The following is a 23,523-nucleotide window of genomic DNA, read 5'->3' as shown; positions in this document are numbered from 1 at the left end:
CAAATATACATTAGCACAAATAGGACGGAATGATGATACTCTATTTATCTTTTGACAAAAAATATTAAATCAGATCGTTATAACTTTACTAGTTGTATAGTCAATATTGTACTTTATAGATATCAAGTTAAGCCACCCAATGGGCTGTCGCGAATAAGGCGGTTAAGAGAGCTCCTAAATACAACGATCCCACCCAGTACCCTGTTCTCCAAAATGATTGACGTGTCAAACCAATGGCCGTCGCTAAAAGAATAGGAAAATCTTCAAAGATTAAGCGGGGAAACGACATGAGAGGTTGTTTGGCTGAAGGAAAGAACAAGGTCACACAGAGGGCTGGAACAAGATAGGCCCACAAATATAGCGGCAGATAACGACCATATATGATCACCATGATGAGGCTAAACATCATGAATAGGGCATCATAAAAATTAATATCAAAACCATGTGCTGGACCAGAAGCAAATAACTGCGGAAAATTCCATAAAGCCTGATGATGAAGCCAGGCGTCGTGTACCGCTTGACTTAATGTCACCCAAGGCCATGCAAAGTGCCGCCCCCAGTTCGATTGCACCGACTGAAATATTAAGGGATCATGAAAACGCCACGTCAGAAAAACCATATAGATCCCTAAGCCCACCACCGGTCCTAAACTGTACCCGACAGCCCGCCAAAAATCTTTTTCACGCTGCCAAATCCGCACAAAGAGCAAAGCGGCTAATAACAGACCATAAATACTGGTCAAGGTCGCCAAAGCCGTCGTGATAAAGGCGAGCCGATAATGCCTGGCTTGGACGAGATAGAGGGTGAGGAAAACCCAAGTCATGTAGAGCGACTCCGTATACACGGCACTGAGATAATACGCTGTGGGGAAAAAAGCATAGACAACCACGGCCATCCAGGCAACATGAACATCCCACTCTTTTTGGGCCCACAAGAACAGAAAAAGGCTAGAACTGGCAAAGAAGAACAAACTGAGCGCAATTCCAGCCCATATGGTGGCTCCAAAAAGATGAAGAAGCCAAGGATAAAGGGGAAAAAACGCGGTCGCGGTAGGACGCCCTTGATATCCATATTGCGCAATCGATAAATACCAGTAGCCGTCCCAATGTGCCCAAAATCCTACAAGACTTTGAAACCATAGTCCCCCATGCGGGGGAATTTCCCCTTGTGGAGCATCCACCCAGGCATGAGGTAAATAAATATACGCTAAGGTGCCAATCTCTTGGAAAAACGCCCGAGACAAGACAACAACAAACATCAATAAAGCCATTTGTGATAAGCCTACGCGCGACGATGACGCGTGTTCGACAGCTGACTCATCTTGTCTCGTCAGTTGTTGTCCCATTAATTGTCCTCCCATTTGAACACTACGAAATTCCGGTCCACTGACGGGACCGGAATTTCGTCAAAGATCACGACGGGTTTAAGATACACGAGCCACTTGAGGATGGGTTGTCGAGTGAACCGGAAAGCCGAGTTGTCGTTTACATTGGATAATATACTGATTTAACGCATCTAAGGTTTGAGACAATTCCTGGTTAACCTGGTCGAAATGATCGCTATCGGCCTGATTGAACCGGTCTAATGCCAATTGATAACGCCAAACTAATCTTTCGAACTCGTCCGGACCTCCCATGGACCATTCCTCCTCTTTTCTTTGTTGTACTGAAGCTTTCTTAAAAAATGATGAAAATCATGTCTCATTGTGAAAATCTGTATGGCCGATTTCCCCTCGACTTTTTACATGAAGAGACTTTTGACGTAATGTGCTCATGAGTCTCCAGTAGGGATCAGATCCCGGATGATAAAGGGGTTTGCGCATGTTATTTTGCGTAATCCAGCGTCCATGGGCTTTATCCGTCATGCGTCCTATTGACTGGCACAAAATTCCCTCTTCTTCTAGCACTTGTTGAATTATGGGGACAAAAGTCGATCGGGCTGTCATGACTAATGTTCCTTCGCTAATCACACTCAAAGGATCGATGTAGTAATGATCAAAAATTTTTTTGGTCACCGGATACACAAAAATGTTATCGGCGTCGAGTTCCACTCCCAAATCAGAAGCCACCGCGATTTCATAAACGGCCCCTAAAATCCCGCCTTCCGTCGCGTCATGCATAGTACTCACGCCCTTTTTCACCAAATTATGACGCAACAAAATACGAACATCTTGCAACACGCCAATCTGTTCAAACAGGGATTGGGCCTCAAAGGTTTCTTCAGCGCTTAAAAACGTGCGGAGTTCTGTTGAAAATAGCCGGGCTAATATCGCTGTGGCCTGGATGGCGGCACCTTTGGTACACAACACTTCATCACCTAATGACGCATCAGCTGGCGTGATATAGTGGCTCTGATGGCCCTGAGCAATGGCTGTGGCTGCCCCGACAACGGGAAATGTCGCATAATCCGAGTACATTAAGCGCACATTGGCAATTTGTATATGCTCCTTATGGCAGGCATCTGATAACGCCTGCCATAAGTCTTTAAGATCGGCTACAGCCAACGATGCTGGCAGAACGAGTGAAAAGGTCATGACCTGTGGCATAATTCCGGAAACAGCCACATCTGATGCCACGACTTGAACAGCAAACCAAGAGCTATCACGCCAGCCAAGCTCGGGACGAATCACAACCGGATCGGTACTGGTCACCAACACGTCCTCTTGACCGACCCGGACGATGGCCATATCCATCCCCGTATTCGGTCCCACTAAAATTTTAGGATTGGGATTTCCTAACGCAGGATAAATGATGTCGTGAAATAAACTTGGGGAAATCTTTCCAATCGGAAAATCTTCCATCTCAATTCCGCCCGCGTCGCATTTTTTTGTTGATATCTGGTATGATCATATGCCTTTCGTGTTCCAAGGTCCCCATCCAAGATGGCCACAATTCAAAGATCTTTTCGAGTGCTGACCCATAAAACATAATCCACTCGTGCCATGGCTGTCCTAAGTCTTTGATGTCCTCGGTCAATAAGGCTTCGGCAGCGTCTAGATAGCACAACACGACCGGTTCATGATCGGTCACTACATAAAATACTCCAGGTCTAATCAATACGCATTGTTGACAGATCCCCATGGGGGTGATGGTTCCTTGTGCAAGCATGATTAAAATTCCCTTTCTATCCACTCTATTCCTATAACGTCATGCTAGAGCCATAGGTCACAGGGAATCATTTCTTCAGCTAGTGCATATTTATGGTGTTTTTACGTGGTAGCCCAAAACGCCAGAGGACATTTGGTTGACTTTTTTGCCAATCCCCTTAATTATCAAGAGCAAGAGGAGAAATTCCAAAACATCCCTGATGACATGGCAAGTCCGGAGCTTTAAACGATGGAGGCACACCATGAGTAACGCGCTAGCCTTATATCTTCAGTTACATCAGTTACTTGATGAGCCCGGGGTCGAAGAAATTGTTTTAGGACCCAAAGTCGCCAAGGCTTTTCATTTCGATGTTCAAGATCTTCAAAATCTCCATGCCGAGGCCACACTCAATCGTCTCGTTTTAGGCGACGGCCCCGATATTGCAAGCGTTCAACCTAAAGAGGCTCAGCAGATTGCCGAGTGGATTAGACAAATTCCGATGTCGCTCGATTGGACGCTGAAAGATCGCAAGGAATTTCTTGAACACCGCATTTTATGGGTTATTAGACAGCTGCAACTCGGTAAAACGCGAGATCAAATTTTCCAGTCGACGCCCCCGTGGAGCCGAAATTCACAATGAATAAGGCGGTGCCCCCATGCTTATGAAGTGGTTGACGATCCCCTTTGCCCTCGACATCTTTTTACTAAGCGCCTTGGTAGCCAAAAGTCAGCCACGACGCGCTATGACTCTTATTCCTGTCCTAGTGGCCTTTGAAATCAGCATGTTAGGGATGGGGTTATGGTTCGCTTACACTATATCGCCTTTTATCAAAGCGTGGGCCCCCTTTATCAGTCCTATAAGCCTGATCGGACTCAGCATATATTTGTGGTTCGCAGGTGACGATGACGAGATTAATTCATGGACCGAGCGCCCCGTAGGTTCTTTTCTCTGGATTGTTTTGGGCCTCTTCGTTAGCCTGGATGAGGCCCTGGTGGGTTTAGCCATCGGCTTTGTCCAGATCCATCTGATTTCGTGGTTTATTCTTTTTAGCCTGACGTCTTTTTCTTCTGCGCTGTTAGGCTTCATCACCGGTTCCTTGGCACACAAATGGTCATCGCCCAAAATCATAAGCCAGCTTATTCCCCTATCTCTCTTTGCCGTGGGCAGCCTTCTTCTCATCCAGCAAATGGCCTGAGGTCCCCTCAAGACAATATCTTGAGGACATCAGATAACGCGAAGATTTTTTGAGGAGGAGAGGGGAGAGGACCATACCAGGGTCTGTCATAACGCCGCAGCCAAATCGCCTGCATTCCCGTACGTGTCGCTCCATAGATATCCATCACCGGGTTATCGCCGACAAACACGGCATCTTGAGGCGCCACCCTTAAGATACTCAAGGCATGATGGAAAATTTCAGGCTCGGGTTTCTTGACCCCTACCTCTCCTGAGATACTAATCGCATCGAGATAGGGGCGAATGCCTAACGTATCGATCTTTTGATTTTGCCCGGCCGTCTGACCATTGGTCACGACCGCGAGTTTTAATCCCCGCTGTTTTAAGGTGCGAAGGGTGTCTTCCATCTCCGGGGTCCAGTGACTACACAAGGGAAAATAGGTGAACCAGTGCTTCATCAACTGTTGCCAATCCGGCGGTGTGGCTTTCCACGGCAACATGCGTTGTAAAGCATGCATCGCTTCTTTTCCTGAACGAATAGGCCCTCCATCCGCTTCCACGATGACATCGGACAAAATCTCCTGCGGTATGGGCTTCAAGAGTGCATGAAAATCTCTGAAAAAATAGGTTGTCGCATAAGTCCGAATCGCTGGGATCCGGTCATAAAGCGTGTCATCGAGATCAAATAAAACCGCTTGAATTGGCTTCACATCCTTGTGATGCAACTTTTCGTTCTATGATACCCTTAAAGACAGCTTTGGGAAAAGCTAAGATCTAAGGGTTAAGTGTGACGAAAAATCCTGGGCAATGTGGAGGTCAATGATATTGGAAAAAGGCGATCATACGTTATTTTGGGAACCTCCTGGGCACAATCACCACCCGAGTCCACCATCTCTGGCTGAAGGTATATCGGGATTCATCGGAGGGTTTGTCGTCGTCATGTTATTGCGTTATGGCAGCCACATGACTAATTTTTTATGGTTTATCCCACCTTTTGCAGCATCGGCCATGGTATCTTTTGAGTACTGGCGTTCCCCGATTGCCCAGCCTAAAAACATTATCGGGGGACATGTCCTATCCTCTTTAGTCGGTCTTGTTGCGCTTCGCATTTTGGGTACCGCCCCTGTTGCCTTGGGACTGGCAGTGGGCACCTCGATTTTCTTGATGACGGTCTTACGATTTAGCCATGCGCCGGCAAGTTCTGATCCCATCATTGTCATGTTAAATCATGCGTCGTGGGTGTTCCTTTTGACGCCCGTGCTCGCTGGCGCTGTCACTGTCGCAGCCTTTGCCCTCTTTTATAACAGGTATATTCGCCATAAGCCCTATCCGGTATATTGGTGGGACGTAAAAAAACCGGAAGGGCGTCCTTCCGGTCGGAAACGGGTAGTCAGTTAGTACAACATATCGAGCGTATTGGTGTTGTCGTCCGTGAAGTATACCACCAAATGCCCTGATGCCGATTTTGTCGCATAGACACCAAAGAGCGCTGAGCCAGCACCCGTCTCAGGGTTTACTGCTGTCTTATCCAGTCGTTTCACCGCCACAGGGTGAGCTTTTATCGTGATTTCTTTATGGTTTTTGGTTTCTATGGTCTTGGGCAAGCGAATTTCAACCAAATTGTTGTTTTGTTGGTTGACAACCAGTAAGTCTCCATTGATGGGGTCGAGGGTGATTCCCGCCGGTTGGCGTAAAGGGCCACCTTGGTAAATTAATTGACCCTGTCCTTGATCGGGAGTGTTGGGTCCTTCCCACTTAAAGGCCCGAATCGAGTTGTCCGCCCCATCAGTCACATACACTTCGCCTGTCGCGGGATCATAGACCATGCCTTGCGGTCCCACAGCGTTATTAGCATTCGTCCCGGTGTGCGCCAGCCCTTGGCCAATGGTGAGAAACTTAGTATCCACATTAAAATCGGGTGGGGCGAAACCGTACATGGCTTCAATGGTTCCGTTTAATACGTTGGTCACCAAAAATGCGGCAGCCGTTTTATTGGGTACAAACACTTGTCCCCACGGCCCATCGAGATCTGGGTTGGTAATGACGCCCCCCCCATTGGGAAAGGTTTTGCCATTCGGAGCCAGAACGGCATCATTTTGCTGGGTGGGGTATAATCCTCCAAAGTCCGCAATCCATAGTGGCCCTTTAGGGCTCACGGCAAGTGCTACAGGCCCATATTGGGCCTCTTGTGAAAAGAGAGCAGTTTTGCCGGTTGTGGGGTTAATCGCTACAATACTGCTGCCTTCTCCATTAACTCCTTGGGCATTGGAAAAGTCGGAAACGAGCAGGTCCCCGTAATAGGGATTAGGCGCACTAGAGCTCCCTTTAAAACTGTCAAACGTTAATCCATACGGATTCTGATCGCCATTGGGCGCGACGGTACTCGCAATCACACGAATATGATGAAGGTGATTAATGTCCCCTGTTGTCGGATTTCCGTGAGCTGGACTTGCTGCTAAAACCGGGGCAGCCATCAACATGCTGGTCGAGGCGAGTAAAGCCAAAATCCCTTTGTGCATCATATATCTCTCCTTTGATTGGTCAATCCATCAAGATCTAGTTCGAAACATACCGCTTACAATTCATACCTCTTCAGTGGTGAACATCCTATGTTGTCTTTCGGTAAAGTCTACGCTGACAAGAAGTGATTTGGATGCAAAACATTTTGCAACCGGTGTGATTTCCCTCATCGTCTTTTTGGACTGCCTCATCGATGACCAGCACTGGCACAGGTTCCTTGGATGTCTTTTCTCTTCCCGATGTCTTTCCCCGTCTTTACCCCATGTTTACCGAGGATTTAAAGAATGGCCAGCGTTTGTGATGTTTTTCGGTCAACAAACTGGCCCCGAAGCGCCAAATCGGTGTCCAAAATTCGCTATACTCTTAAATAGATCAGAAAGGCTTTTTCACTTTCTGTCGAGTCATCTCGTAAAGCGCGAAAGGAGTCGTCTTTACGTCGAAACCCATTATTGTCCTATTCCGGCGGGATTTACGTTTAGCGGATAACCCCGCTCTGTACGATGCCAGACACGGTCAAGTCATTCCTCTCTATGTGTTTGACGATTCTTTGACCCCGCTAAATCACCCGACGGCGAGTGACTGGTGGCTGATGCAAAGTCTTTCCGCACTGTCCTCAGCCTTTAACGATCTCGGGGTCTCATTAATCTTGCGCCGTGGGCCTTATGCACGGACCATCGCCGATTTGGCTAGCAGTATTGGGGTCGATTATGTCGCTTGGAGTGAAGGAATTTTCCCGGGAGAAAAAGCCCAAGATGACGCATTAAAACATCTTTTATTAAAGCGGGGAATTCATTACCGCATTTATCCAGCAAATTATCTAACCCCATTTCAAGAGGTCATGACGCAACAAAAAACCCCCTATCACCTCTTTACCCCTTTTTTTAGCCAAATCCGGTCTTTGTTAAGGGAACAGGGTATTCCCCCGCTTGTGCCGGCTCCGACGGCTCTAAGAGGCTTTGGTGTGATTCCCAGTGAACGCTTAGCGTCATGGCATGAGGAGATGGCACAAGCGGTATCCCCTCAGCTGGTCTCTTATTGGAAACCGGGAGAAATCGCGCAACAAAAAATATGGCACGCGTTTGTCGCGCACGGTCTTGAGCAGTATCATGATAGCCGCGATATTTATCAGCCCAAAAATTCTTCACACCTCTCGGCAGCACTCCATTTTGGCGAGATCAGTATCCGCCAGATTCTTCACGATCTCGCCGAGTTGTACCCGCTCTTCCGTGCGGATCAAGAAATTCCGGCTGGTGTTGAGCATTTTTTTCGCGAGCTCATCTGGCGCGAATTCTCGGCCTACCTGCTCTATCATTTTCCGTTTTTAACAGATGTTCCGGCTGACAACGACTTTACCGCGTTTCCGTGGCGTCATGCCACCAAAACGCTAAAAGCCTGGCAAGAAGGGGAAACGGGATATCCCATTGTTGATGCCGGGATGCGGCAGCTAAAGACCATGGGCTTTATCCCTAATCGCATTCGCATGATTGTAGCGAGCTTTCTGGTTAAAGATCTCTTAATCTCCTGGACTGAGGGGGCCAAATGGTTTCTCGATCATTTAGTGGATGCTGACTTAGCGAATAATAGTGTATCGTGGCAATGGATTTCCGGCACGGGCTTTGATCATGCCCCCTTTTTTCGCATTTTAAATCCCATTACCCAATCTCACAAATTCGATCCCAATGGACAATATATCAAGTCCTGGCTTCCGGAGTTAGCAAACTTGCCATTATCCCTGCTCCACGCGCCCTGGCAAGCTCCTGGCGACGTACTAGAATCCTTTGGAGTGTACTTAGGAGAAAATTATCCCCACCGGATTGTTCGCCATGACCAGGCGCGTACACGCGCGCTTAAAGCGTATAACGCCTTGAAGAATTCCTCGTCGACTTCTCCTTAACGTTTTAAGGGGTTTTAGCGCGTGCATAGCCTGAGGAACCTCTGGGCAATTTTAGCCCTATGATGATAAGACATGGGTGGTTAATGACTTGGGCCTTCATGGCCGCAATCAGCGGGGCCTCTAAATCTCCACAAGTTCATGTGATTCCCTTAACCCCGCAAGAACAACAAATCAAACAGGTCTTATTAGACCTCGTGACAAAAGAAGACGAGGCCGTTGTGACCGGCAATAAAGAGGTTCTTCAGTCCGTTTTTCCGGCTCATGCCTCTGCCTTTCAACACGCCTTACAACGCGAAAAATATCTTAAAGCGTGGATAACAGCCCGTGGTCTTCAAATCACAGGCGTGACAGTGGGACTCAGAACCCCAGCGATTCGGTTCATCACCCCTCACCGCGTTCAAATTTTTGGTGTCGTCAGTGAAGCTTATTCTTTGAGACTCCCTGGTTCCAAAGATTCCCACAGGAGCCTTTACGATCAATTTGGCTTGGGCATCCGGCATGATTATGAATTAGTGAAGGACCACGGGCATTGGCTAATTGCTAACGATATCTTTACAGACCCCTTGAATCAAGATTCCCGGTTATCACATCACGCCGTGCCCGCTTCAGGCCGCATACAACGCCTCGCGCCCCCACCTGCGTCTCCTGAAGCCGCTAAAACCATTACCTATGCCAACACCTATTGTGGTGCGGCGCCAGGCTGCGGTAATGATAGGCGGTATAACCCGCATTATGTGAGTTACAATGGCGAAGGAGGGGATTGCACAAATTTTGTGTCGCAAGCCTTGAAAGCCGCTGGATTTCGCATGACGCCTTGGTGGGAGTACTCGGTAAGGCGTCAAGAAGGCAGTCCCGCCTGGGTTAATGCCCAGCGTCTTAAAGATTTTCTCGATGCGTCAGGCCGAGCCACCCTCTATGCTTCCGGTTCTTATGCACAGCTGACCAAACCGACTCCACAGTATCCTCACGGAGCCATTGACGCGATAAGGCCGGGAGATCTGATTAGTTACATCGAACGCGGGCGAGCCGTGCATAGTGCCCTGGTGGTGGGTTATGATCATTTTGGCTATCCGGTGGTCGATAGCCACACCGCTGACCGCTTTCAGGTGCCGTGGGATCTAGGCTGGGATCGCCATACCATCTATAATCTATGGCATGTTCATTATCCTCCTGCCCCGCATGCTCCGTCACAACGTCCTTAAGATTTGGGAGCATTGTCTTTGATTTGCGACAAGGACGGTTCCATCATAAACCATAAATGGGTCAACATACCGGGACCAATTGGAAAATATTGGCCCAAGAGGTAGGGCACAATCAAGTTATCATAATGCGAAGACAAAGGATGCCCCGATTGCCCCGTTAGGTGAACCCCAATGGATTCAACCGGGGAAGCCACATCAAGAATCTCCCGGTAACTGGGCATAAACGCCACCGTCCGTGGCCAAGGCAAGTGCGGGTCTAACGCAAACGCACTTTGTAAAGGACTATAAAGATCCCCTGGCATCGGCAATAGCTGGCGGGCAAATAAGGGGGCTAAAATTTTTACATCCGCAAAAGGATGAAAAAGACGTGCTTTATGAGCGCGCCCCCAAGCCCACTGCTGCGGCGTGGCGCCAAAATGCCGGTGCAATTGCTCGGTGGTTTCATTGATGGCCCGGGACACGTCAATATTTTGCCAATGGCTTAAGACCGCAGGAATCAGCCGCTCGCCCATCAGAGTCCATAATGTTTCCGGAAATGGATGAGTCCCCGGAATCCCCGGCGTGTTACCCGGGAAGAAAGCGGTATCCAGTCGTTCGCGAATGGCTGGCGGCACACAAGCCACCGCAAAGAGATAAAGCAAGGTCGGGGCTGGACTGTCTACGCTTGTCATGCCATCAAATTCTTCTAAGACGTGACGCCATTGTTCTGGAAGATTGTCGATATCCAACAATTTTTTGGCCAATTGGTCCAAAGGTTCCGAATAAATGTCCAGTTGAATGGCTTTGAATGTTTCTTTGGAATGTTTGGGTACTTGTTCAATCAATTCTTGGATGCGTTTGGCCCTGGCGCCCAACGAATAACGGCCAAATAAGCGCACAGGCGCTTTGTCACCCACTACAGGATTGTTCGCCGTGACGATATATCCGCGGGCGGGATCAAAAATTCGGGGCATTTCCGTCCACTCCACCCAGCCCGACCAGCGATATTTCAGGGTATTGCCATCGACAACCCCGCGCCACGGAGCATTTTCCCGCGTGGGCACCCGCCCTGCGGCAATATAACCAATGTGTCCTGCCCGGTCTGCATAGACAAAGTTTTGAGCCGGAACCCACCATTCCGCCAACGCTGTGTTAAAGGTCTCCCAGTCATGGGCCCGGTTAATGCGCAAGACCGCCTGCACCATCGGTAAGGGTTGAAATCCGGTCCATGCCATAGCAATATGTTCGGTCTCGGACTCCGAATAAATGACAGGTCCCCAAATGGTGTCGAGGCATTCCACAATCTCATCGATTTGTCCCCGGATATGGATGACTTCTTGACGTTTGACAATTTCATGCACTGTCTCGTCCACGTGATAATGGTGGTGGTCTTCATCCAAGTGGATCCGGTAGAGATCTTGCACATCGGGATCAATATTGGTCATTCCCCAAGCAATATGCTGATTTTGTCCAATAATAATGCCTGGCGCTCCTGGCAAAGAGGCCCCAAAGACATGCAAGGCACCGCCTTCAATAAACATTTCATACCAAATTGAGGGTAATTGGGGCATAAGATGCGGATCATTGGCCAATAACGGGCTGCCGGTTTCTGAGTGCGCCCCATCCACAACCCAGTTATTGGATCCCACCCCAATAGTCCCCCAGGCGTCATAGGTTCCCGAGTCTGGGACAATGGTGGGAGTTATGAGATTGAGCATACCAAATAGCCACTCCCGCACATCCTCATCTCGCTCACTTTGCAGTTGATCATAAACCCATTTGCTATGCCAAATGGTATTAAGCGACCAGGCCAATTGATAAATAATGGCATTAGTATCCTCTATGGTCCACTCTCTCAAATCCATTTTCAAAAACCGGTATTCGGGAGGCAAGGGTTGGGATCTCAATGCATAATTCACGCCATCGACATAAGCTTGTACGTATTCTTTGGTGTTGTCCGACCACGTTGAACTGGCTTCTTTAGCCCAATGTTTGACATTGAGCTTGCGCATAAATCGGTCGTAATCTAAGGCTTTTGGGCCGAGTAATTCGGCTAATTGCCCTAGCGGCAGGCGCCTAGACAAATCCATTTGAAATGCCCGCTCACGGCCATGAATAAATCCTTGCACAAACAAGGCATCTTTCATACTGCTCGCTTGGATATGCGGAACCCCGACATCATCGCGAACAACCTCAACGGGCCCGTCTAAATGATCGGTAAAAATCTCTTGGGGTAAATTCTGAACAGGCTTGACCATCCCTAGCCACCGAAATAAGTGGCTGGCCCGCCTAAACCCCTTGAGAGAAAATGGATAAAGCGATGATGGATCTTTTTCATTTAGATGAGTCTTACGCATTCTTCACCTCAAAATCCTAAGAATCTTCCCGTTATCCATTACACTTAGCTTGTAGTGTACAATGCTCTAAGCAAAATTACCATGGACAGCAACTTCGTGAAATCGACATTCTCATCATCCTTTCATCGTGACCGTGTTTACTGATGTTCAATGACAATGCACCAATGTGGAGGGGATCATGCATTTTATAGCTGGACTCTGGAACGCATTTCTTGGAACATGGATTCGTATTGGTATTCATCTCTTTCCTCATACCATTCATCCCATGGTGGTCCATTTTCCCATCGCCTTACTGTACCTGGCGTTAGCGATTGATATCTTGAGTAAGTTTGTGAAAACGCCCGATCGCTTTTTTGACCGGGCCAGTTTTTGGCTAACCATTTTAGGATTTATTGCCGGTGCCATTGCCGCGGCCATGGGGGTCATTTCGGAACAGTTTGTCCGGTGGAACGCTACGACGACGGTTCTTCTCAGTGCTCATCAACGCGATGCGGTTCTCACCGGAATTTTCGCTCTCTTAGCGATTGTGGTGAGATTTTTCTCACGGTATCCTGCGCCCACCACGGGCCGCAATCAACCGTGGTCCTTTTGGAATACCGGCCGCGGTCGCTCCAATGGTTTATCCACCTTATTTCTCTTGTTAGCGGTCGTTATGATTACGTGGACAGGCTCGCTGGGAGGGACCATGGTTTACCACTATGGGGTCGGAATCCGTCATGTGACCTACAAGAATCCTTTGAAGCCCTAATGAATTCGAGAAGACGGAATACATTGCGCAACCACCCACCTTCGCACCGTCGTGCGGAGGTTTTCTTCGTGATGAGCTCTTTTAAGAGATATTTCAAGGCTTTGGCGCATAGAGATAAGCCAGATTCCTGGGTAAATTAAGAGCAACGATGAAAACAAACGGGATATCCGCACAAAGGAGTTTCTTGGGACCATGACGGAAAAAAATCCGTGGACCATTTTAGGCATTGGGCCAACGACTGATGAACAAAAAATTCGCCAGGCTTATCTCACCCAAGTCAGGCGACATCATCCCGATTTATATGCCAAGGATTCCCTCACCCGTCATGAGCACGAAGAACACATGAAGTGGATTAATTGGGCCTATCACGAAGTCATGAAAACACCCTTCGTTGTCGAGGTCAACAAAAAAGATGCTCCTGGTCCCCGTGAATCATCGCATAAGGCCTCGCCACCGCCCCTATCGTGCCGGCTGCATCACCAGCCCATTGTGAGAACCTGCACACGCTGCCAAGCTCCTTTATGTCCATCCTGCGTGGGGTTCTCCCTGTCGTTATGTTCCATGCATTTTCGCAAGTGGGTGAATGCCAAATTCCGGCGGCGCGTACTTCGCGAATGGGGCCTCCTCTTTGTATTAATTGCCACCAGCAAATTATTATCGTGGCCCTTTTCGACCCTTCTTTGGAGTCTTTTAGGATATTTAGCCTTATTAGGTATTCTTGAACTCCGCCGTCTTCGCTATTTTGGGTGCATGGCTTGGCTGTTCATTCCCTATAGCTTGGTATTAGCTGGTCTCTATAGTCTCTATGAAGGTCTAAGCCGTTGGAACAAAGAGCTTGGAGATTTCACCGATTAGCGTATTTCGAGCACTCCTTGATTGGTCTATCCCACGAATTTTCATGGCGCTACCTTGCCGCAGTTTTTACCTCAAGAGTATGGTAGTGTTATGGTAAAAGGGATCAAGAGGGAACACGTTAGAATGGCGCTGGTCAGACACCGGGATCAGAAAAGGAGGCAACGATGCCGTACCCGAAGATATCCGTTATTATTCCGACCGTGCACAATCACACCATTAAACGAGCTCTATCCTCGATTGCGACTCAGAATTCTTCGGACCTGTCCGCCGTCGAAGTTTTTGTAATCCGCGATGGACAAGCTCCTTTCACCCGCCAAGAACTCGGTTCCTATCCTTTTACCCTGCACTTGCTGGGCCTTTTACCGGGACAAGGTGCCGCCGGTGCGCGCAATGTCGGTCTACATTTTTCCTCGGGGCAATATATCGCCTTTTTGGACGATGATGATGAGTGGCTCCCCAATCATCTAGCGCTGACGATTCCCTTAGTCGAAAAAACTCAAGGCATTGTCTTTACCGACGCCGAATTGTACCACGTTCAAGAAGGCTGGCATGAGCCGTTTCGGTTTGAGTATCAGCCCTCCATGTTAACCAAGACCAGCCCGGTGATTCCCTCAACGCTCGTAACGACCCGGACTACGTTCGAAGAGATTGGGTATTTTGATACGCAAATTCCCGCTTACAGTGATTGGGACTGGATTTTACGGGCCAGCCGCCGCGGCGTTCCGATTACCAGGCTCCCAGAAATCACGGCAAACTACTATTTCTCCATAGATTCGACTTCATCGCGGCCGTGCAAAATGGCCCCCGAATTGCGCAAACTGCGTAGTAAGCATCATTTAGGTCCGGTACCTGTCGCCAACTTTGCCAAAATGATGACAGATCCCTGGTTTGCGAAATGGCGCATCCCAGGACCTTAAGGTTTGGCAAACTCACAACAAATGGGCTCCATTGTGTAAGAATGTAAAGTGTTGGGCTATGAAATTCTCCCAGCGCAAAAAAGGATCTCACCAAATTATCGCGAAGTTATCACAAATGAATGATCATACCTACCCAAGCCGTTTGTTAAGGCGATATGAACACGATCCACGCATTTTTGCCGATGATGCACGGTGGCTGTATTTCGTCCTTACGTTCATCGTCACCATTTTCTATTGGAATCGTCAGGTGTTTATCCCTTTTCGCCTCGATGCTCTGTGGTCTTTAGGCGTCTGGCTATTATATCTTCCCATTCGGACAGTCATTCGCTCAACATGCCGAACTCCTAAGTGGCTGGTGTATGTCGATGCTCTGATCATGATTATCAACATGTACTGGTGGAAATGGCTTCCCGTATCCGTCCCCTTATTATCGGTCATAATCACCTGGGAAGCCGTCTGGTCTCTGCCCTTCATGCAAGCCTTAGTCGTTAGTGGAGGATTAGGTTTGGGGTATATCATCACCACGTTCATAGCACCTATCATTCCCCAAGAAGGTCCCTCGAGTCTCTTTATTGCCCCGTTTTATCCCTTAGTGACCATTTTGTCTTATTTCTTACGGCGGCAAATGGGTCTTTATGAAAGTTTAGCGGGCACCGATTATCTCACCGGGCTGTTTAATCGCCGCCAGCTCCTTCAAACCTACCGCCAGCATGAAAGCGCGCGGTGGTGGGTCGTGCTGCTTGACCTAGACAATTTTAAGCAGATTAATGACCGCTTTGGCCATTTGATGGGTGATATGGTTTTGCGGGATTTAGGACGCCTAATTCGGCAATTATTTCGTGCCGGAGAAATAACAGCCCGCTATGGCGGCGAAGAATTTTTGATTTTGCTACCAGCAGAACTCGACCGCAGTGTGATTGCCGAACGACTCCTACGCTTAAACGAACGGCTCAAAGATTTGTCTTTACGCTATCCCACGCCCATTACCTTAAGTGGGGGAATAGCCCTATCCCGTGAAGATAACGAACCCCTTTCCGACATTATCGCCCGGGCCGATCAGGCGTTATATCAGGCCAAATCCCAAGGCAAGGACCAAACTGTCTGGGCAAAGGATATTGTGGCCTCACCCCCTGCTTAACTTCTCTTCTCTATGACGGACCAGGCGCCGAAGAACTCGGCGTGGAGGATGACGATAGGCTTGGGGAAGTCGGCACATTTATGACCTGCGGCCCATTTTTCCACCAGTACCAACCCACGGGTAAATATACGGTGTGTTGTTGATCAGGCGCTTGATAGGTCAAAGCTAATAACGTTTGATTCCCTTTTTCCACAATCAGTTTGGGCGCCCCAGGATGCAAGCTCTGATACCCGGTTAAATTAATGGGCAAAGAGGCTACGGCTCCGGCTTGGCTATCAAAGGCGGTATAATCAAGGCTCTTAGCAATTTGGGTCAAATACTGAATTTGTGTCTCAGACAACACCACATTGACACCCTGACCTTGGGCATTTACCCCAATATGATAGGTCAAGATGTGCCCTTGCCATGCCGTGAGAACCTCTTTGGGGATAGGAATTCCCTCAGCGTCTAAGTGAAACCGGACGACGCGCCACCTGCCACCCGTCACATGAATCAAGTCTAAATGGTTGCCCTCTTGATTAAGAACCACGGCATTTAAAGGAACCTGGGTATTAAATAGGGTATTGGCTTCCCCAAGGCACTGTTCAATTAACGGGGCGGACGATGGTAACGGTTCACTAACACTCCCCGGTTGACTAGGAGCCGGTCCCGGGTTGATTTCTGGAACCGCATACAAAGTCGGAATGCCTCCAATATAGGGCGAGAGTTCGGCGGCTAAAGGCATAACTTGTGATGTTGTCATTTGCCCCGTAATCAAATTGGTGGTCAACCAGGTCGTGTGTTGACTTCCCAAGATGGAAAAATAGGCATTATCTCCACTCAAATTCGTCAATTGCACTGTGCCCGTGGCCACATAAGTCCCGGTAATTTGATGATCCCACGAGGTGGCAATGACTACACTATTAGGACCTTGAAAGAGTTGGAGGATGACATGGTGCCCTTCAAGCACGGCTTGGAGCTGAAAGGCCAGGGTATAGGTCTTAGGTTGATAAAACGCGATGGGATTTAAACTGAGAGGATAGTTAAGGGGTAATATGCCAGGTGCTTGGTTGCCTGCAAGAATCTGAACCTGGGTTCCAGAAAACACGGGTGTGGTGGTCGTCGTAATAGTCGTCGTCGAAAGACTCATGGTTGGGTTTGCAGCGGTTTTAACAGGCACGGAACCCTTTGTAGCAATATGGCTTTTAGAGACGACAGTTGTCGATGCACCCCGTGACGTGTTGGCTAAAACCGATCCGAAATATGGACGACCGACAAACGCTGCCAAGGCTCCTGTCGTCACCACGGCTGCCAAAGAAACCAGCACTATTTGGACTTTCATCGCATATACTCCCCTAGACTCACTCAAAATCTCCTATCCCTGGCATAACGCCACCATTCATCATAAGGTTACGGCTAATCCAACCAAAAAATCTAGGGAAATATTTGTCTTGAGTCCGTGGCGTCCAGCGGATCATGAAGCCCAAATTTTTGAGGATACCCTTTTGTACAGGATATCCTCTCGCCAAAGTCATTAATGAAATTTATGATAAAAAACCCGTGGCCCCGTGGGTTTTGGCATGTTGGGGGAATGTTCCAAAGTTATCCCAATAGCCTCAGCATTTCGGTCCTTTTTGGGTACGGCAAACATCACCGTTTCATCATGACTCGATAACGGAATAATCGCGACGGGGACATGCTTGCGGTCTTTGATTAACCACACTTCCAATACCGAATTGGGAATCACTTTCAACTGGGATGCAAAAATCTTGCCCATTTTATGGCCAGGGCTCCACTGAACCATGACACGGCTTGAAGCAAACGGAAGGGATGTCGCCGCCATCTGCACCGGTGCGGGCAGAATGGGTTTTTGTAAAGACGGGGAGAGCAGTGCCAATGATGACAACATCAAAGCTATGGCGACTCCAGCAATCTGTCGGCGCGATATCACCTTGAGAGTGTGTTCGCGTGAAGCCAGCCGCGATAAGATTTGAGTCGCTGTGAGGGAGGGCTCTTGGATGGGTTCTGGCAACACAGATGTCACCACTTCTAATAGGGCACGGCGTCTGGACTGACAAACAGGACACGACTGAATATGATCTAATTCATGTCCATAACGGCGCCACGACACCAGTAACTCTTCGTCATTTAGATGTGCCATTTTTCTCCCTCCCCTCCGTCATTCGCCGTTTCTGAAACGATCCGTTTAAGCTTGATAAGACCCCGTCGAATCCAACTTTTCACGGTACCCGGTGGCTTGTGCAACAACTTGGCGATTTCTTGTTGGGTAAAGCCCCCATAAACAGTCAATTCTAATGCGCGTCTTTCATCGGCGCTTAAAGCCTTCAACAAATCATCGACCACCACATGACTCACTTGATCCAGTTCAATGGGATCAGGCTGGCGATCCTCTTCTTCCATATCCACTAACACGTCATCATGATGACGGTGACTACGCATGTAGTCAATCATCCGGGTTTTCGCAATTTGGAAGATAAAAGCTTGAACACTTCCCCGCTCTCGCTCGTATTGATGACACTTCTGCCATATACTCATAAATACGATCTGTAACACATCTTCGGATTCATTTGCATCAAAAATTACGCGCCGAATTAATCCAAGGACCCGTGACGCATACCGGTTGTAGAGTTGCTCAAACGCCTTATCGTCGCGCCGTTGGATACGAATTATCAGTTCTTCATCGGAGCAATGATCCACGTCATCCGAATAGCCCATGGCTCTCTCCTAAACTTTGTTAGGTAGGACTCTACCCGCTTTGTCATTGCTATCCATTCAAACTTCTTCTTTGGCATGTTAGCATATTTCTTCACAAATGGGAGAGAACTATGTCTAAATGGCAGGAAAAGTATTCTCGCGTAAAGCCGTGTCTCACGCAGATGTTCCTGGCACCGGTATCAAAGATCAGCAAGCTCTTGAATTCAAGAGAGCGCGGGATTGAAAAAATCTGAGAAGACGAGGATTCACACAAAATAGTCAAAAGAGCTAGGAGGTGAAGTCATTGGCTGATGCTCCACAACCTGTGATGTTTGCCGTGGTTACCGTGAACCGTAAGGCCATTGGCGGAGGAATGGCTCCAATCTTTTTTGCCGATGATGTTGCTGAACGCGACCGAATTGCGATGTGGTTATCACGCATAACCAATTGTATTGTCCATGATCTGCATGATGGCTCTTTAGCCCTCACTGTGAATGCTGTGCCCCAGAGTTCGTCGTCATCCACCCAGGACTAATTGGTGTCCTGGGTGTTGATAGAGCGAAGATACTGCACGAGGCTTTCGATTTGCACCCGGTTAAGCACCAAAGACCACTGAGGCATCATGCCTTTCCCTTGCGCAATCATTTGAGTTAAAAATTCTGGTGTGCTTTCACGAGGATTCAGGTGATTGAGGGCGGGGGCTTTTTCGCCAGTGGGTAATCCCCAAAACCCTTCCCCATTTCCTTTAGGACCATGACACGATTCACAGGCTCTCACATAAAGTTTCTGGCCTAAGGCCCACGACGGCTTGATCTCTTGTGGGGTTTTTGGTTTCACCGGTTCATGATGCTCAAAAAAATGGCGGAAAGGATTCAATACCGAAGCCCCCGCCTTGGGACCCAAAAATGCCCATGTTCCGGCTAAAACCACAACCGAAAACAACAGCTTTCTCACGATGACGAACGCCTCCTTAAATTGACGGCATCTTGTAATAAGACATTTTGGATTTGCACCAGGCCTGCGTTTTTTATGTCGACCACACGAAACCCGAGTCCCATATATGGATCTGACGTGCTTTGGGGCCAGCGTTCCAACACCGTCAAAAATCCGGGTTCCGGCAACGGCCACGATGTGGGCATGGCTCCATATTGGGTGATAAAGGACCCTTGATGGCTCAGCAGCTGATGAACATGACCAAAGAACACCGACAAATGGTGAAAAGGCGCAAACAATTTCAGGACTTCATGGGCATCATAGGTATACCAGTTCCATGGACTAAACACATCATACAAAGGCGCATGGCAAAAAATCACCGTAGGGGCCATGGGGTTGGCCTGTTTCAGACGCTGTTTAAGCCATTGCCGTTGTTTTTCCCCCACAAAGAATCCTCGGGACACATTATCTAACGCATAAAATTGCACACCATGAAGACGAAAATCATAGTATAGGGGTCCCATAGCTTTTTCATAACTTTGCCCTTGGTCCATTAAGGCATCGTGTTCACCGGCCACCGTATAAACCGGAATATGTAACGATAACAAATGGTGGCGGAATGTCTGAAATCTTTTCAACCGTTCACTTTCCTGACTGGTGCCCTGCGTGAGATCCCCTGTCACCACAATAAAATCGGGCTTGGGATCCAAAAGGGCAATGGCGCCTAAGGCAATCGCTAAAGATCCCAAGACATCGCGGTTGGCATCGCCTTGATAGCCAATGTGGGTATCGGATAACTGCACAAATCGAAGAGGCTGTGATGGGCCCGTAGAACTCGCAAAGACCTTGTCACGCATCCAGATGCCCCCGGCGGCCATAAAAGACGCCCCAAGAAACTGGCGCAAAAATTGACGGCGTGAGGTCAACGAATCTTGGAGATGCTTACCTGGAGAAACTCCTGATGTCAATGATGGCTGTTCTGGGTTTGCCATTGTCATTCCCTCCCGGATCACTGTTCCCCACACAAAAGCGCCCTATACCGTGTCTAGGGCGCCTTGATGACAAAAAAGGGGAATAAAGGAGGTTGAGCTTTACTTCACAGTAATCTGGGGTTTTGACACATTTTTTACCAGGAAATATGCCCACATGCCGGAATCTGATTGACCATCCGGAACCGCGCTGACGACCGCATACTTGCCGTCTTGCCTCGCCACAAAATGAAAATGTTGGACCACCCCATGACTTACTCCGGTGATGGGGTCTGGACTGGTTGCTCCAGGGAATGCCGGCGTAAACGGTCCCCCTTGTTGCAGCTGGGCAAAGGGAACAATCATCGCACTGTTTTTTAAAAGAACCTGTTCATTAATAAAGGTGGCATCAACCGTCCATCCCTTGGGGATGGTGATCGTCATAAAACCATTGGCATAACCATCAAACGCCAAAGAACCAAAGTGGTTAACCGAGGCTTCTAAAAGTAAATGCACGGTTTTGGTTTTTACATTATATTGCATCCACTTATGTGGATTAAAGGTTGTCGGAGGAGCCGCTGGGTGATAATGAGGCGTGGGAGCTGGTTTGTCTCCTTGCGCGACCACCACCTGAGGAATGGCAAAGCCGAAGAGCAAAAACAGGGCCGTGAGAACGCTCGTAGAAATCCATCCCAGTTTCTTAACCATAGAACGCGCCACCAACGGCTCAACGGGTTTGGGCCGGTTGCTCTCAACCTTTCTCGCATACCACCAGCCGCCAAGCATTATCAAGAGCGCTAAAGGGGCGGCTTGAGGATCCGTTCCGACGCCCCCCACAATGCCAAAATCCTGACCTAACCACCAGCTCACAAAGATCCACAGGATCGTCACCGCCCAAAACAGTTTACCCGTGCGTTTGATCAGCATCATTACACCCAAATAGGCCATAACGGCCACAATAATGCTATTAAAGAGCACGGGATAGAGAGACGACTCGTGCATGGCCCAGGTAATGGGATCAAGGAATATGGCGGGCTGGGGCATCAGCGTATTATAGCGGAAGACGTTATAGAGACCTTGCGAAGACCAATAACCTGAGGCGGGAAGTGCTTGAAATATCGCCAATAAGAGCCAAATGCCGGCCATCAGATAGCGGGTCCACTCCGCAATTTTTCCTGATGTCCAGTATTTTGGGGGCAGTAATAACCAAATGGCGCCGGTAATATAAAAAATGACGGCACCTGGCGTTCCCGTTAACCACGAGGCGCCCGATGCAAATAAATTGCCGAGTCCCTCACCATAAATCCAGACCGGAATACTCCACAACAATGAGACATACAGCGCAATACGTCCAAGGGGACGGCGATATCCCAATAAAATGCCGACCCCAATGAACATCTGGATTAACACGGCAAAAACTGCCGAGGCAATTTGATGATCTGTCCAGGCTTGAATTCCTGCCCCTAGCAAGACTAAAAGCCAATGGGGTTGTCCCGTGACATTGGTGGCCACGTCCATGTCCACAAACATGCTGGTCGCCATCGGCGGTTGAGCTTGTAACAAGCCGTCAATCAGCCATAAAATCCCCAGTCCCCACCACAAAATATTGTAGCCCCGGGGATATTGTGGCGATTCCTTCAGTGCCCGATGATCTTCTGTAGTTCCGGGATGATCGGGGTTTTTACGAACCATATGCCTTATGCCTACGCCCACGAGTACCATCAACAAAATAACACCCGTCGCTTGAAATAGACTCACATAGAACGTATGAATCGTCACGGGGTTAATGTAATTTAATAGTGAATAAGGCATTGTCCCTATCTCCTAACCATTTTGTGTGCCATAAATGTGCCTTGCCACTAACATAACACGTTTTTATGATACATTCATGAAAATGTGTCCCCCTAAAACCCGCATGCAACGTCGATCATTTCATCCAAAAACGATGCGCCCATCAAAAAAGACGCCCCTTCGCAAAGGAAAACGCCTATCCTCGGGGGCGCCTTTTACCATGTCATCGAGTGATCTTTAAACATTTTAGATTCGATAAACGGGCGGAATATCGTGCCGGGTGGCTTCCCGGTAAAAGATGTTTGCTTCAATCGCGATAAGCGTGAGAACTCCTGCATAGAGCATAATCGCAAAAAATTGACCAATAATCGGAACTAAACTAAACAACGAGAAGAATATGGTCGCCACCAAAACAATGACCGCCGTTAATAGCAAAAGACGTAAACTTTCGGCTTTGTGGTGCCATACCCACCCTAAAGCCTCTGTAAAACTTACCCAAATCCGCTGTCCCCCAAAATAGACCGCACCGAGCCAAAATAATACGACGGCAAACCACAAAAACATAATCGTTAAGGTTATGATGGCGGCCACAACACTCGTAATCACACTAAGAACGGAGGAATGTCCACCTAAGAGGGTAAACAGGAGATTAATGGCAATGCCCGCCACCAGCATAATCGTGGTTCCTAGCACAATGCCCACAAAAAGACCAATGCTTTCCCAAAATAGCCGGGCCCCATAACGGAAAAAGGCAAACAGTCCCACCTGGTTATTCGCGGTCTTAAGACTATCGGCCACCCCGCCATAAAGCGCCCCAATCACAAACGGGAAAACAATTAAGATCATCGTCAGATAGGTTAATGCTAGTTTCAACGCCACCCCATGAGGTAACGGCGGCAAATTCGTCATGCTCATTTTGCTTGGGTTAAGGGCTTTTAGCCAGTGCTGAAAGCCACTGCCCAGTCCACGCATAGCAAATAACTGAAAAAAGAACAGGATAAACAGGTACCAAAAAGCCAACACCAAATTGCCCGGTTTGTGTAAGAGGTGTCGCCAAGCATGGCGCAGAATATTCGTGGCTGACAAAGTTTCCCCTCTTCTCCGTAATCGTTTTATTCTTCATTGGTACTTCATTGCTAAACTTTTCACACGGCACACCATCAACATCCCAAGCATAGCATTCCCATTATTTAGATGCCCGTTGATAAAGATGATGCCGGTAAATAACCCGCTATAGCATACCGTTTTCGAAACGCCTCACTTAAAA

24 protein-coding genes are annotated in these 23,523 nt (G+C 48.4%); 10 read left to right on the top strand and 14 right to left on the bottom strand.

The window, feature by feature from the left end:
• Nucleotides 1–127: 127 nt before the first annotated feature.
• The 4 genes from B8987_RS07810 to B8987_RS07795 all read right to left on the bottom strand — a co-directional run bounded on the left by B8987_RS07810 (nt 128) and on the right by B8987_RS07795 (nt 3,107).
• Nucleotides 128–1,345: a hypothetical protein gene (locus B8987_RS07810; RefSeq protein ID WP_084661188.1), complete on the bottom strand. Its 1,218-nt coding sequence runs from the start codon at nt 1,343–1,345 to the stop codon at nt 128–130.
• Between the two features lie 78 nt (nt 1,346–1,423).
• A complete protein-coding gene (locus B8987_RS07805; RefSeq protein WP_020375526.1) occupies nt 1,424–1,636 on the bottom strand; it encodes a hypothetical protein in 213 nt (70 codons plus the stop codon).
• A 57-nt stretch (nt 1,637–1,693) separates the two neighbouring features.
• Nucleotides 1,694–2,800: an AIR synthase-related protein gene (locus B8987_RS07800; protein ID WP_084661187.1), complete on the bottom strand. Its 1,107-nt coding sequence runs from the start codon at nt 2,798–2,800 to the stop codon at nt 1,694–1,696.
• A 1-nt stretch (nt 2,801) separates the two neighbouring features.
• Nucleotides 2,802–3,107: a hypothetical protein gene (locus tag B8987_RS07795; protein WP_020375524.1), complete on the bottom strand. Its 306-nt coding sequence runs from the start codon at nt 3,105–3,107 to the stop codon at nt 2,802–2,804.
• Between the two features lie 241 nt (nt 3,108–3,348).
• Here B8987_RS07795 and B8987_RS07790 point away from each other — a divergent pair, with 241 nt between their 5' ends.
• Entirely contained in the window at nt 3,349–3,726 is a 378-nt protein-coding gene (locus B8987_RS07790; protein WP_084661186.1) for a hypothetical protein, read from the top strand.
• A 16-nt stretch (nt 3,727–3,742) separates the two neighbouring features.
• Nucleotides 3,743–4,282 (top strand): manganese efflux pump, encoded by a 540-nt coding sequence (locus B8987_RS07785; protein WP_084661185.1) that lies wholly within the window; start codon nt 3,743–3,745, stop codon nt 4,280–4,282.
• 7 nt (nt 4,283–4,289) lie between these two features.
• On the opposite strand, the gene B8987_RS07780 is transcribed toward B8987_RS07785, so the two are convergent.
• A complete protein-coding gene (locus tag B8987_RS07780; protein ID WP_176213192.1) occupies nt 4,290–4,970 on the bottom strand; it encodes an HAD family hydrolase in 681 nt (226 codons plus the stop codon).
• Nucleotides 4,971–5,079: 109 nt separating this feature from the next.
• Between B8987_RS07780 and B8987_RS07775 the strand changes: the two genes are divergently transcribed.
• Nucleotides 5,080–5,658: an HPP family protein gene (locus B8987_RS07775; protein ID WP_176213191.1), complete on the top strand. Its 579-nt coding sequence runs from the start codon at nt 5,080–5,082 to the stop codon at nt 5,656–5,658.
• Here the strand turns inward: B8987_RS07775 and B8987_RS07770 are convergent.
• Nucleotides 5,655–6,782, bottom strand: coding sequence for an NHL repeat-containing protein (locus B8987_RS07770; RefSeq protein WP_139793498.1), 1,128 nt, complete (start codon nt 6,780–6,782; stop codon nt 5,655–5,657). The genes B8987_RS07775 and B8987_RS07770 overlap by 4 nt on opposite strands.
• 443 nt (nt 6,783–7,225) lie before the next feature.
• On the opposite strand from B8987_RS07770, the gene B8987_RS07765 reads away from it, so the two are divergent.
• Both B8987_RS07765 and B8987_RS07760 read left to right on the top strand, forming a co-directional pair.
• Nucleotides 7,226–8,674, top strand: coding sequence for a cryptochrome/photolyase family protein (locus tag B8987_RS07765; protein WP_341372086.1), 1,449 nt, complete (start codon nt 7,226–7,228; stop codon nt 8,672–8,674).
• A 98-nt stretch (nt 8,675–8,772) separates the two neighbouring features.
• Nucleotides 8,773–9,876 (top strand): amidase domain-containing protein, encoded by a 1,104-nt coding sequence (locus tag B8987_RS07760; RefSeq protein WP_176213190.1) that lies wholly within the window; start codon nt 8,773–8,775, stop codon nt 9,874–9,876.
• On the opposite strand, the gene B8987_RS07755 is transcribed toward B8987_RS07760, so the two are convergent.
• Entirely contained in the window at nt 9,873–12,113 is a 2,241-nt protein-coding gene (locus B8987_RS07755) for a penicillin acylase family protein (protein ID WP_157782401.1), read from the bottom strand. The two genes, B8987_RS07760 and B8987_RS07755, sit on opposite strands and share 4 nt — an antisense overlap.
• Nucleotides 12,114–12,390: 277 nt before the next feature.
• On the opposite strand from B8987_RS07755, the gene B8987_RS07750 reads away from it, so the two are divergent.
• From B8987_RS07750 to B8987_RS07735, 4 genes are all read left to right on the top strand, one after another.
• Nucleotides 12,391–12,960: a DUF2231 domain-containing protein gene (locus tag B8987_RS07750; protein WP_020375514.1), complete on the top strand. Its 570-nt coding sequence runs from the start codon at nt 12,391–12,393 to the stop codon at nt 12,958–12,960.
• Between the two features lie 192 nt (nt 12,961–13,152).
• Nucleotides 13,153–13,815, top strand: coding sequence for a J domain-containing protein (locus tag B8987_RS07745; RefSeq protein WP_020375513.1), 663 nt, complete (start codon nt 13,153–13,155; stop codon nt 13,813–13,815).
• Between the two features lie 164 nt (nt 13,816–13,979).
• The gene (locus B8987_RS07740) at nt 13,980–14,732 is read left to right on the top strand and encodes a glycosyltransferase family 2 protein (protein ID WP_020375512.1); all 753 of its coding nucleotides are present in this window, start codon (nt 13,980–13,982) and stop codon (nt 14,730–14,732) included.
• A 115-nt stretch (nt 14,733–14,847) separates the two neighbouring features.
• Entirely contained in the window at nt 14,848–15,870 is a 1,023-nt protein-coding gene (locus tag B8987_RS07735) for a GGDEF domain-containing protein (RefSeq protein WP_157782400.1), read from the top strand.
• Between the two features lie 10 nt (nt 15,871–15,880).
• Here B8987_RS07735 and B8987_RS07730 read toward each other — a convergent pair whose 3' ends face one another.
• From B8987_RS07730 to B8987_RS07715, 3 genes are all read right to left on the bottom strand, one after another.
• Nucleotides 15,881–17,191, bottom strand: coding sequence for a hypothetical protein (locus B8987_RS07730; protein ID WP_028963399.1), 1,311 nt, complete (start codon nt 17,189–17,191; stop codon nt 15,881–15,883).
• Nucleotides 17,192–17,383: 192 nt separating this feature from the next.
• Complete coding sequence (locus B8987_RS07720) at nt 17,384–18,010, bottom strand: anti-sigma factor domain-containing protein (RefSeq protein WP_020375508.1); 627 nt, start codon at nt 18,008–18,010, stop codon at nt 17,384–17,386.
• The gene (locus B8987_RS07715) at nt 17,998–18,585 is read right to left on the bottom strand and encodes an RNA polymerase sigma factor (RefSeq protein WP_020375507.1); all 588 of its coding nucleotides are present in this window, start codon (nt 18,583–18,585) and stop codon (nt 17,998–18,000) included. Before B8987_RS07715 ends, B8987_RS07720 begins: the two co-directional genes overlap by 13 nt.
• 283 nt (nt 18,586–18,868) lie before the next feature.
• On the opposite strand from B8987_RS07715, the gene B8987_RS07710 reads away from it, so the two are divergent.
• Nucleotides 18,869–19,099: a capping complex subunit for YIEGIA gene (locus B8987_RS07710; protein ID WP_020375506.1), complete on the top strand. Its 231-nt coding sequence runs from the start codon at nt 18,869–18,871 to the stop codon at nt 19,097–19,099.
• Here the strand turns inward: B8987_RS07710 and B8987_RS19615 are convergent.
• From B8987_RS19615 to B8987_RS07690, 4 genes are all read right to left on the bottom strand, one after another.
• Nucleotides 19,096–19,518, bottom strand: coding sequence for a c-type cytochrome (locus B8987_RS19615; protein WP_020375505.1), 423 nt, complete (start codon nt 19,516–19,518; stop codon nt 19,096–19,098). The genes B8987_RS07710 and B8987_RS19615 overlap by 4 nt on opposite strands.
• Nucleotides 19,515–20,489 carry a metallophosphoesterase family protein gene (locus tag B8987_RS07700; RefSeq protein WP_176213189.1) on the bottom strand — a complete coding sequence of 325 codons (975 nt, stop codon included), beginning with the start codon at nt 20,487–20,489 and terminating at the stop codon, nt 19,515–19,517. Before B8987_RS07700 ends, B8987_RS19615 begins: the two co-directional genes overlap by 4 nt.
• A 99-nt stretch (nt 20,490–20,588) precedes the next feature.
• Nucleotides 20,589–22,277, bottom strand: a complete 1,689-nt coding sequence (locus tag B8987_RS07695; RefSeq protein WP_084661179.1) for a sulfocyanin-like copper-binding protein — start codon at nt 22,275–22,277, stop codon at nt 20,589–20,591.
• A gap of 225 nt (nt 22,278–22,502) precedes the next feature.
• Complete coding sequence (locus B8987_RS07690) at nt 22,503–23,342, bottom strand: hypothetical protein (RefSeq protein WP_020375502.1); 840 nt, start codon at nt 23,340–23,342, stop codon at nt 22,503–22,505.
• Between the last annotated feature and the right edge of the window lie 181 nt (nt 23,343–23,523).

This window comes from Sulfobacillus thermosulfidooxidans DSM 9293 (genome assembly GCF_900176145.1).
GTDB classification, from domain to species: domain Bacteria; phylum Bacillota; class Sulfobacillia; order Sulfobacillales; family Sulfobacillaceae; genus Sulfobacillus; species Sulfobacillus thermosulfidooxidans.
Note: the sequence above shows the minus strand (reverse complement) of the source record. Positions and strands in the feature narration are given on the sequence as shown.

What these genes read in the sequence shown, in the direction of transcription:
- B8987_RS07810 (WP_084661188.1), bottom strand. Translation starts at nt 1,345, where the DNA reads ATGGGACAACAACTGACGAGACAAGATGAGTCAGCTGTCGAACACGCG.
- B8987_RS07805 (WP_020375526.1), bottom strand. Translation starts at nt 1,636, where the DNA reads ATGGGAGGTCCGGACGAGTTCGAAAGATTAGTTTGGCGTTATCAATTG.
- B8987_RS07800 (WP_084661187.1), bottom strand. Translation starts at nt 2,800, where the DNA reads ATGGAAGATTTTCCGATTGGAAAGATTTCCCCAAGTTTATTTCACGAC.
- B8987_RS07795 (WP_020375524.1), bottom strand. Translation starts at nt 3,107, where the DNA reads ATGCTTGCACAAGGAACCATCACCCCCATGGGGATCTGTCAACAATGC.
- B8987_RS07790 (WP_084661186.1), top strand. Translation starts at nt 3,349, where the DNA reads ATGAGTAACGCGCTAGCCTTATATCTTCAGTTACATCAGTTACTTGAT.
- B8987_RS07785 (WP_084661185.1), top strand. Translation starts at nt 3,743, where the DNA reads ATGCTTATGAAGTGGTTGACGATCCCCTTTGCCCTCGACATCTTTTTA.
- B8987_RS07775 (WP_176213191.1), top strand. Translation starts at nt 5,080, where the DNA reads ATGATATTGGAAAAAGGCGATCATACGTTATTTTGGGAACCTCCTGGG.
- B8987_RS07770 (WP_139793498.1), bottom strand. Translation starts at nt 6,782, where the DNA reads ATGATGCACAAAGGGATTTTGGCTTTACTCGCCTCGACCAGCATGTTG.
- B8987_RS07760 (WP_176213190.1), top strand. Translation starts at nt 8,773, where the DNA reads ATGGCCGCAATCAGCGGGGCCTCTAAATCTCCACAAGTTCATGTGATT.
- B8987_RS07755 (WP_157782401.1), bottom strand. Translation starts at nt 12,113, where the DNA reads ATGGTCAAGCCTGTTCAGAATTTACCCCAAGAGATTTTTACCGATCAT.
- B8987_RS07750 (WP_020375514.1), top strand. Translation starts at nt 12,391, where the DNA reads ATGCATTTTATAGCTGGACTCTGGAACGCATTTCTTGGAACATGGATT.
- B8987_RS07745 (WP_020375513.1), top strand. Translation starts at nt 13,153, where the DNA reads ATGACGGAAAAAAATCCGTGGACCATTTTAGGCATTGGGCCAACGACT.
- B8987_RS07740 (WP_020375512.1), top strand. Translation starts at nt 13,980, where the DNA reads ATGCCGTACCCGAAGATATCCGTTATTATTCCGACCGTGCACAATCAC.
- B8987_RS07735 (WP_157782400.1), top strand. Translation starts at nt 14,848, where the DNA reads ATGAATGATCATACCTACCCAAGCCGTTTGTTAAGGCGATATGAACAC.
- B8987_RS07730 (WP_028963399.1), bottom strand. Translation starts at nt 17,191, where the DNA reads ATGAAAGTCCAAATAGTGCTGGTTTCTTTGGCAGCCGTGGTGACGACA.
- B8987_RS07720 (WP_020375508.1), bottom strand. Translation starts at nt 18,010, where the DNA reads ATGGCACATCTAAATGACGAAGAGTTACTGGTGTCGTGGCGCCGTTAT.
- B8987_RS07715 (WP_020375507.1), bottom strand. Translation starts at nt 18,585, where the DNA reads ATGGGCTATTCGGATGACGTGGATCATTGCTCCGATGAAGAACTGATA.
- B8987_RS07700 (WP_176213189.1), bottom strand. Translation starts at nt 20,489, where the DNA reads ATGGCAAACCCAGAACAGCCATCATTGACATCAGGAGTTTCTCCAGGT.
- B8987_RS07695 (WP_084661179.1), bottom strand. Translation starts at nt 22,277, where the DNA reads ATGCCTTATTCACTATTAAATTACATTAACCCCGTGACGATTCATACG.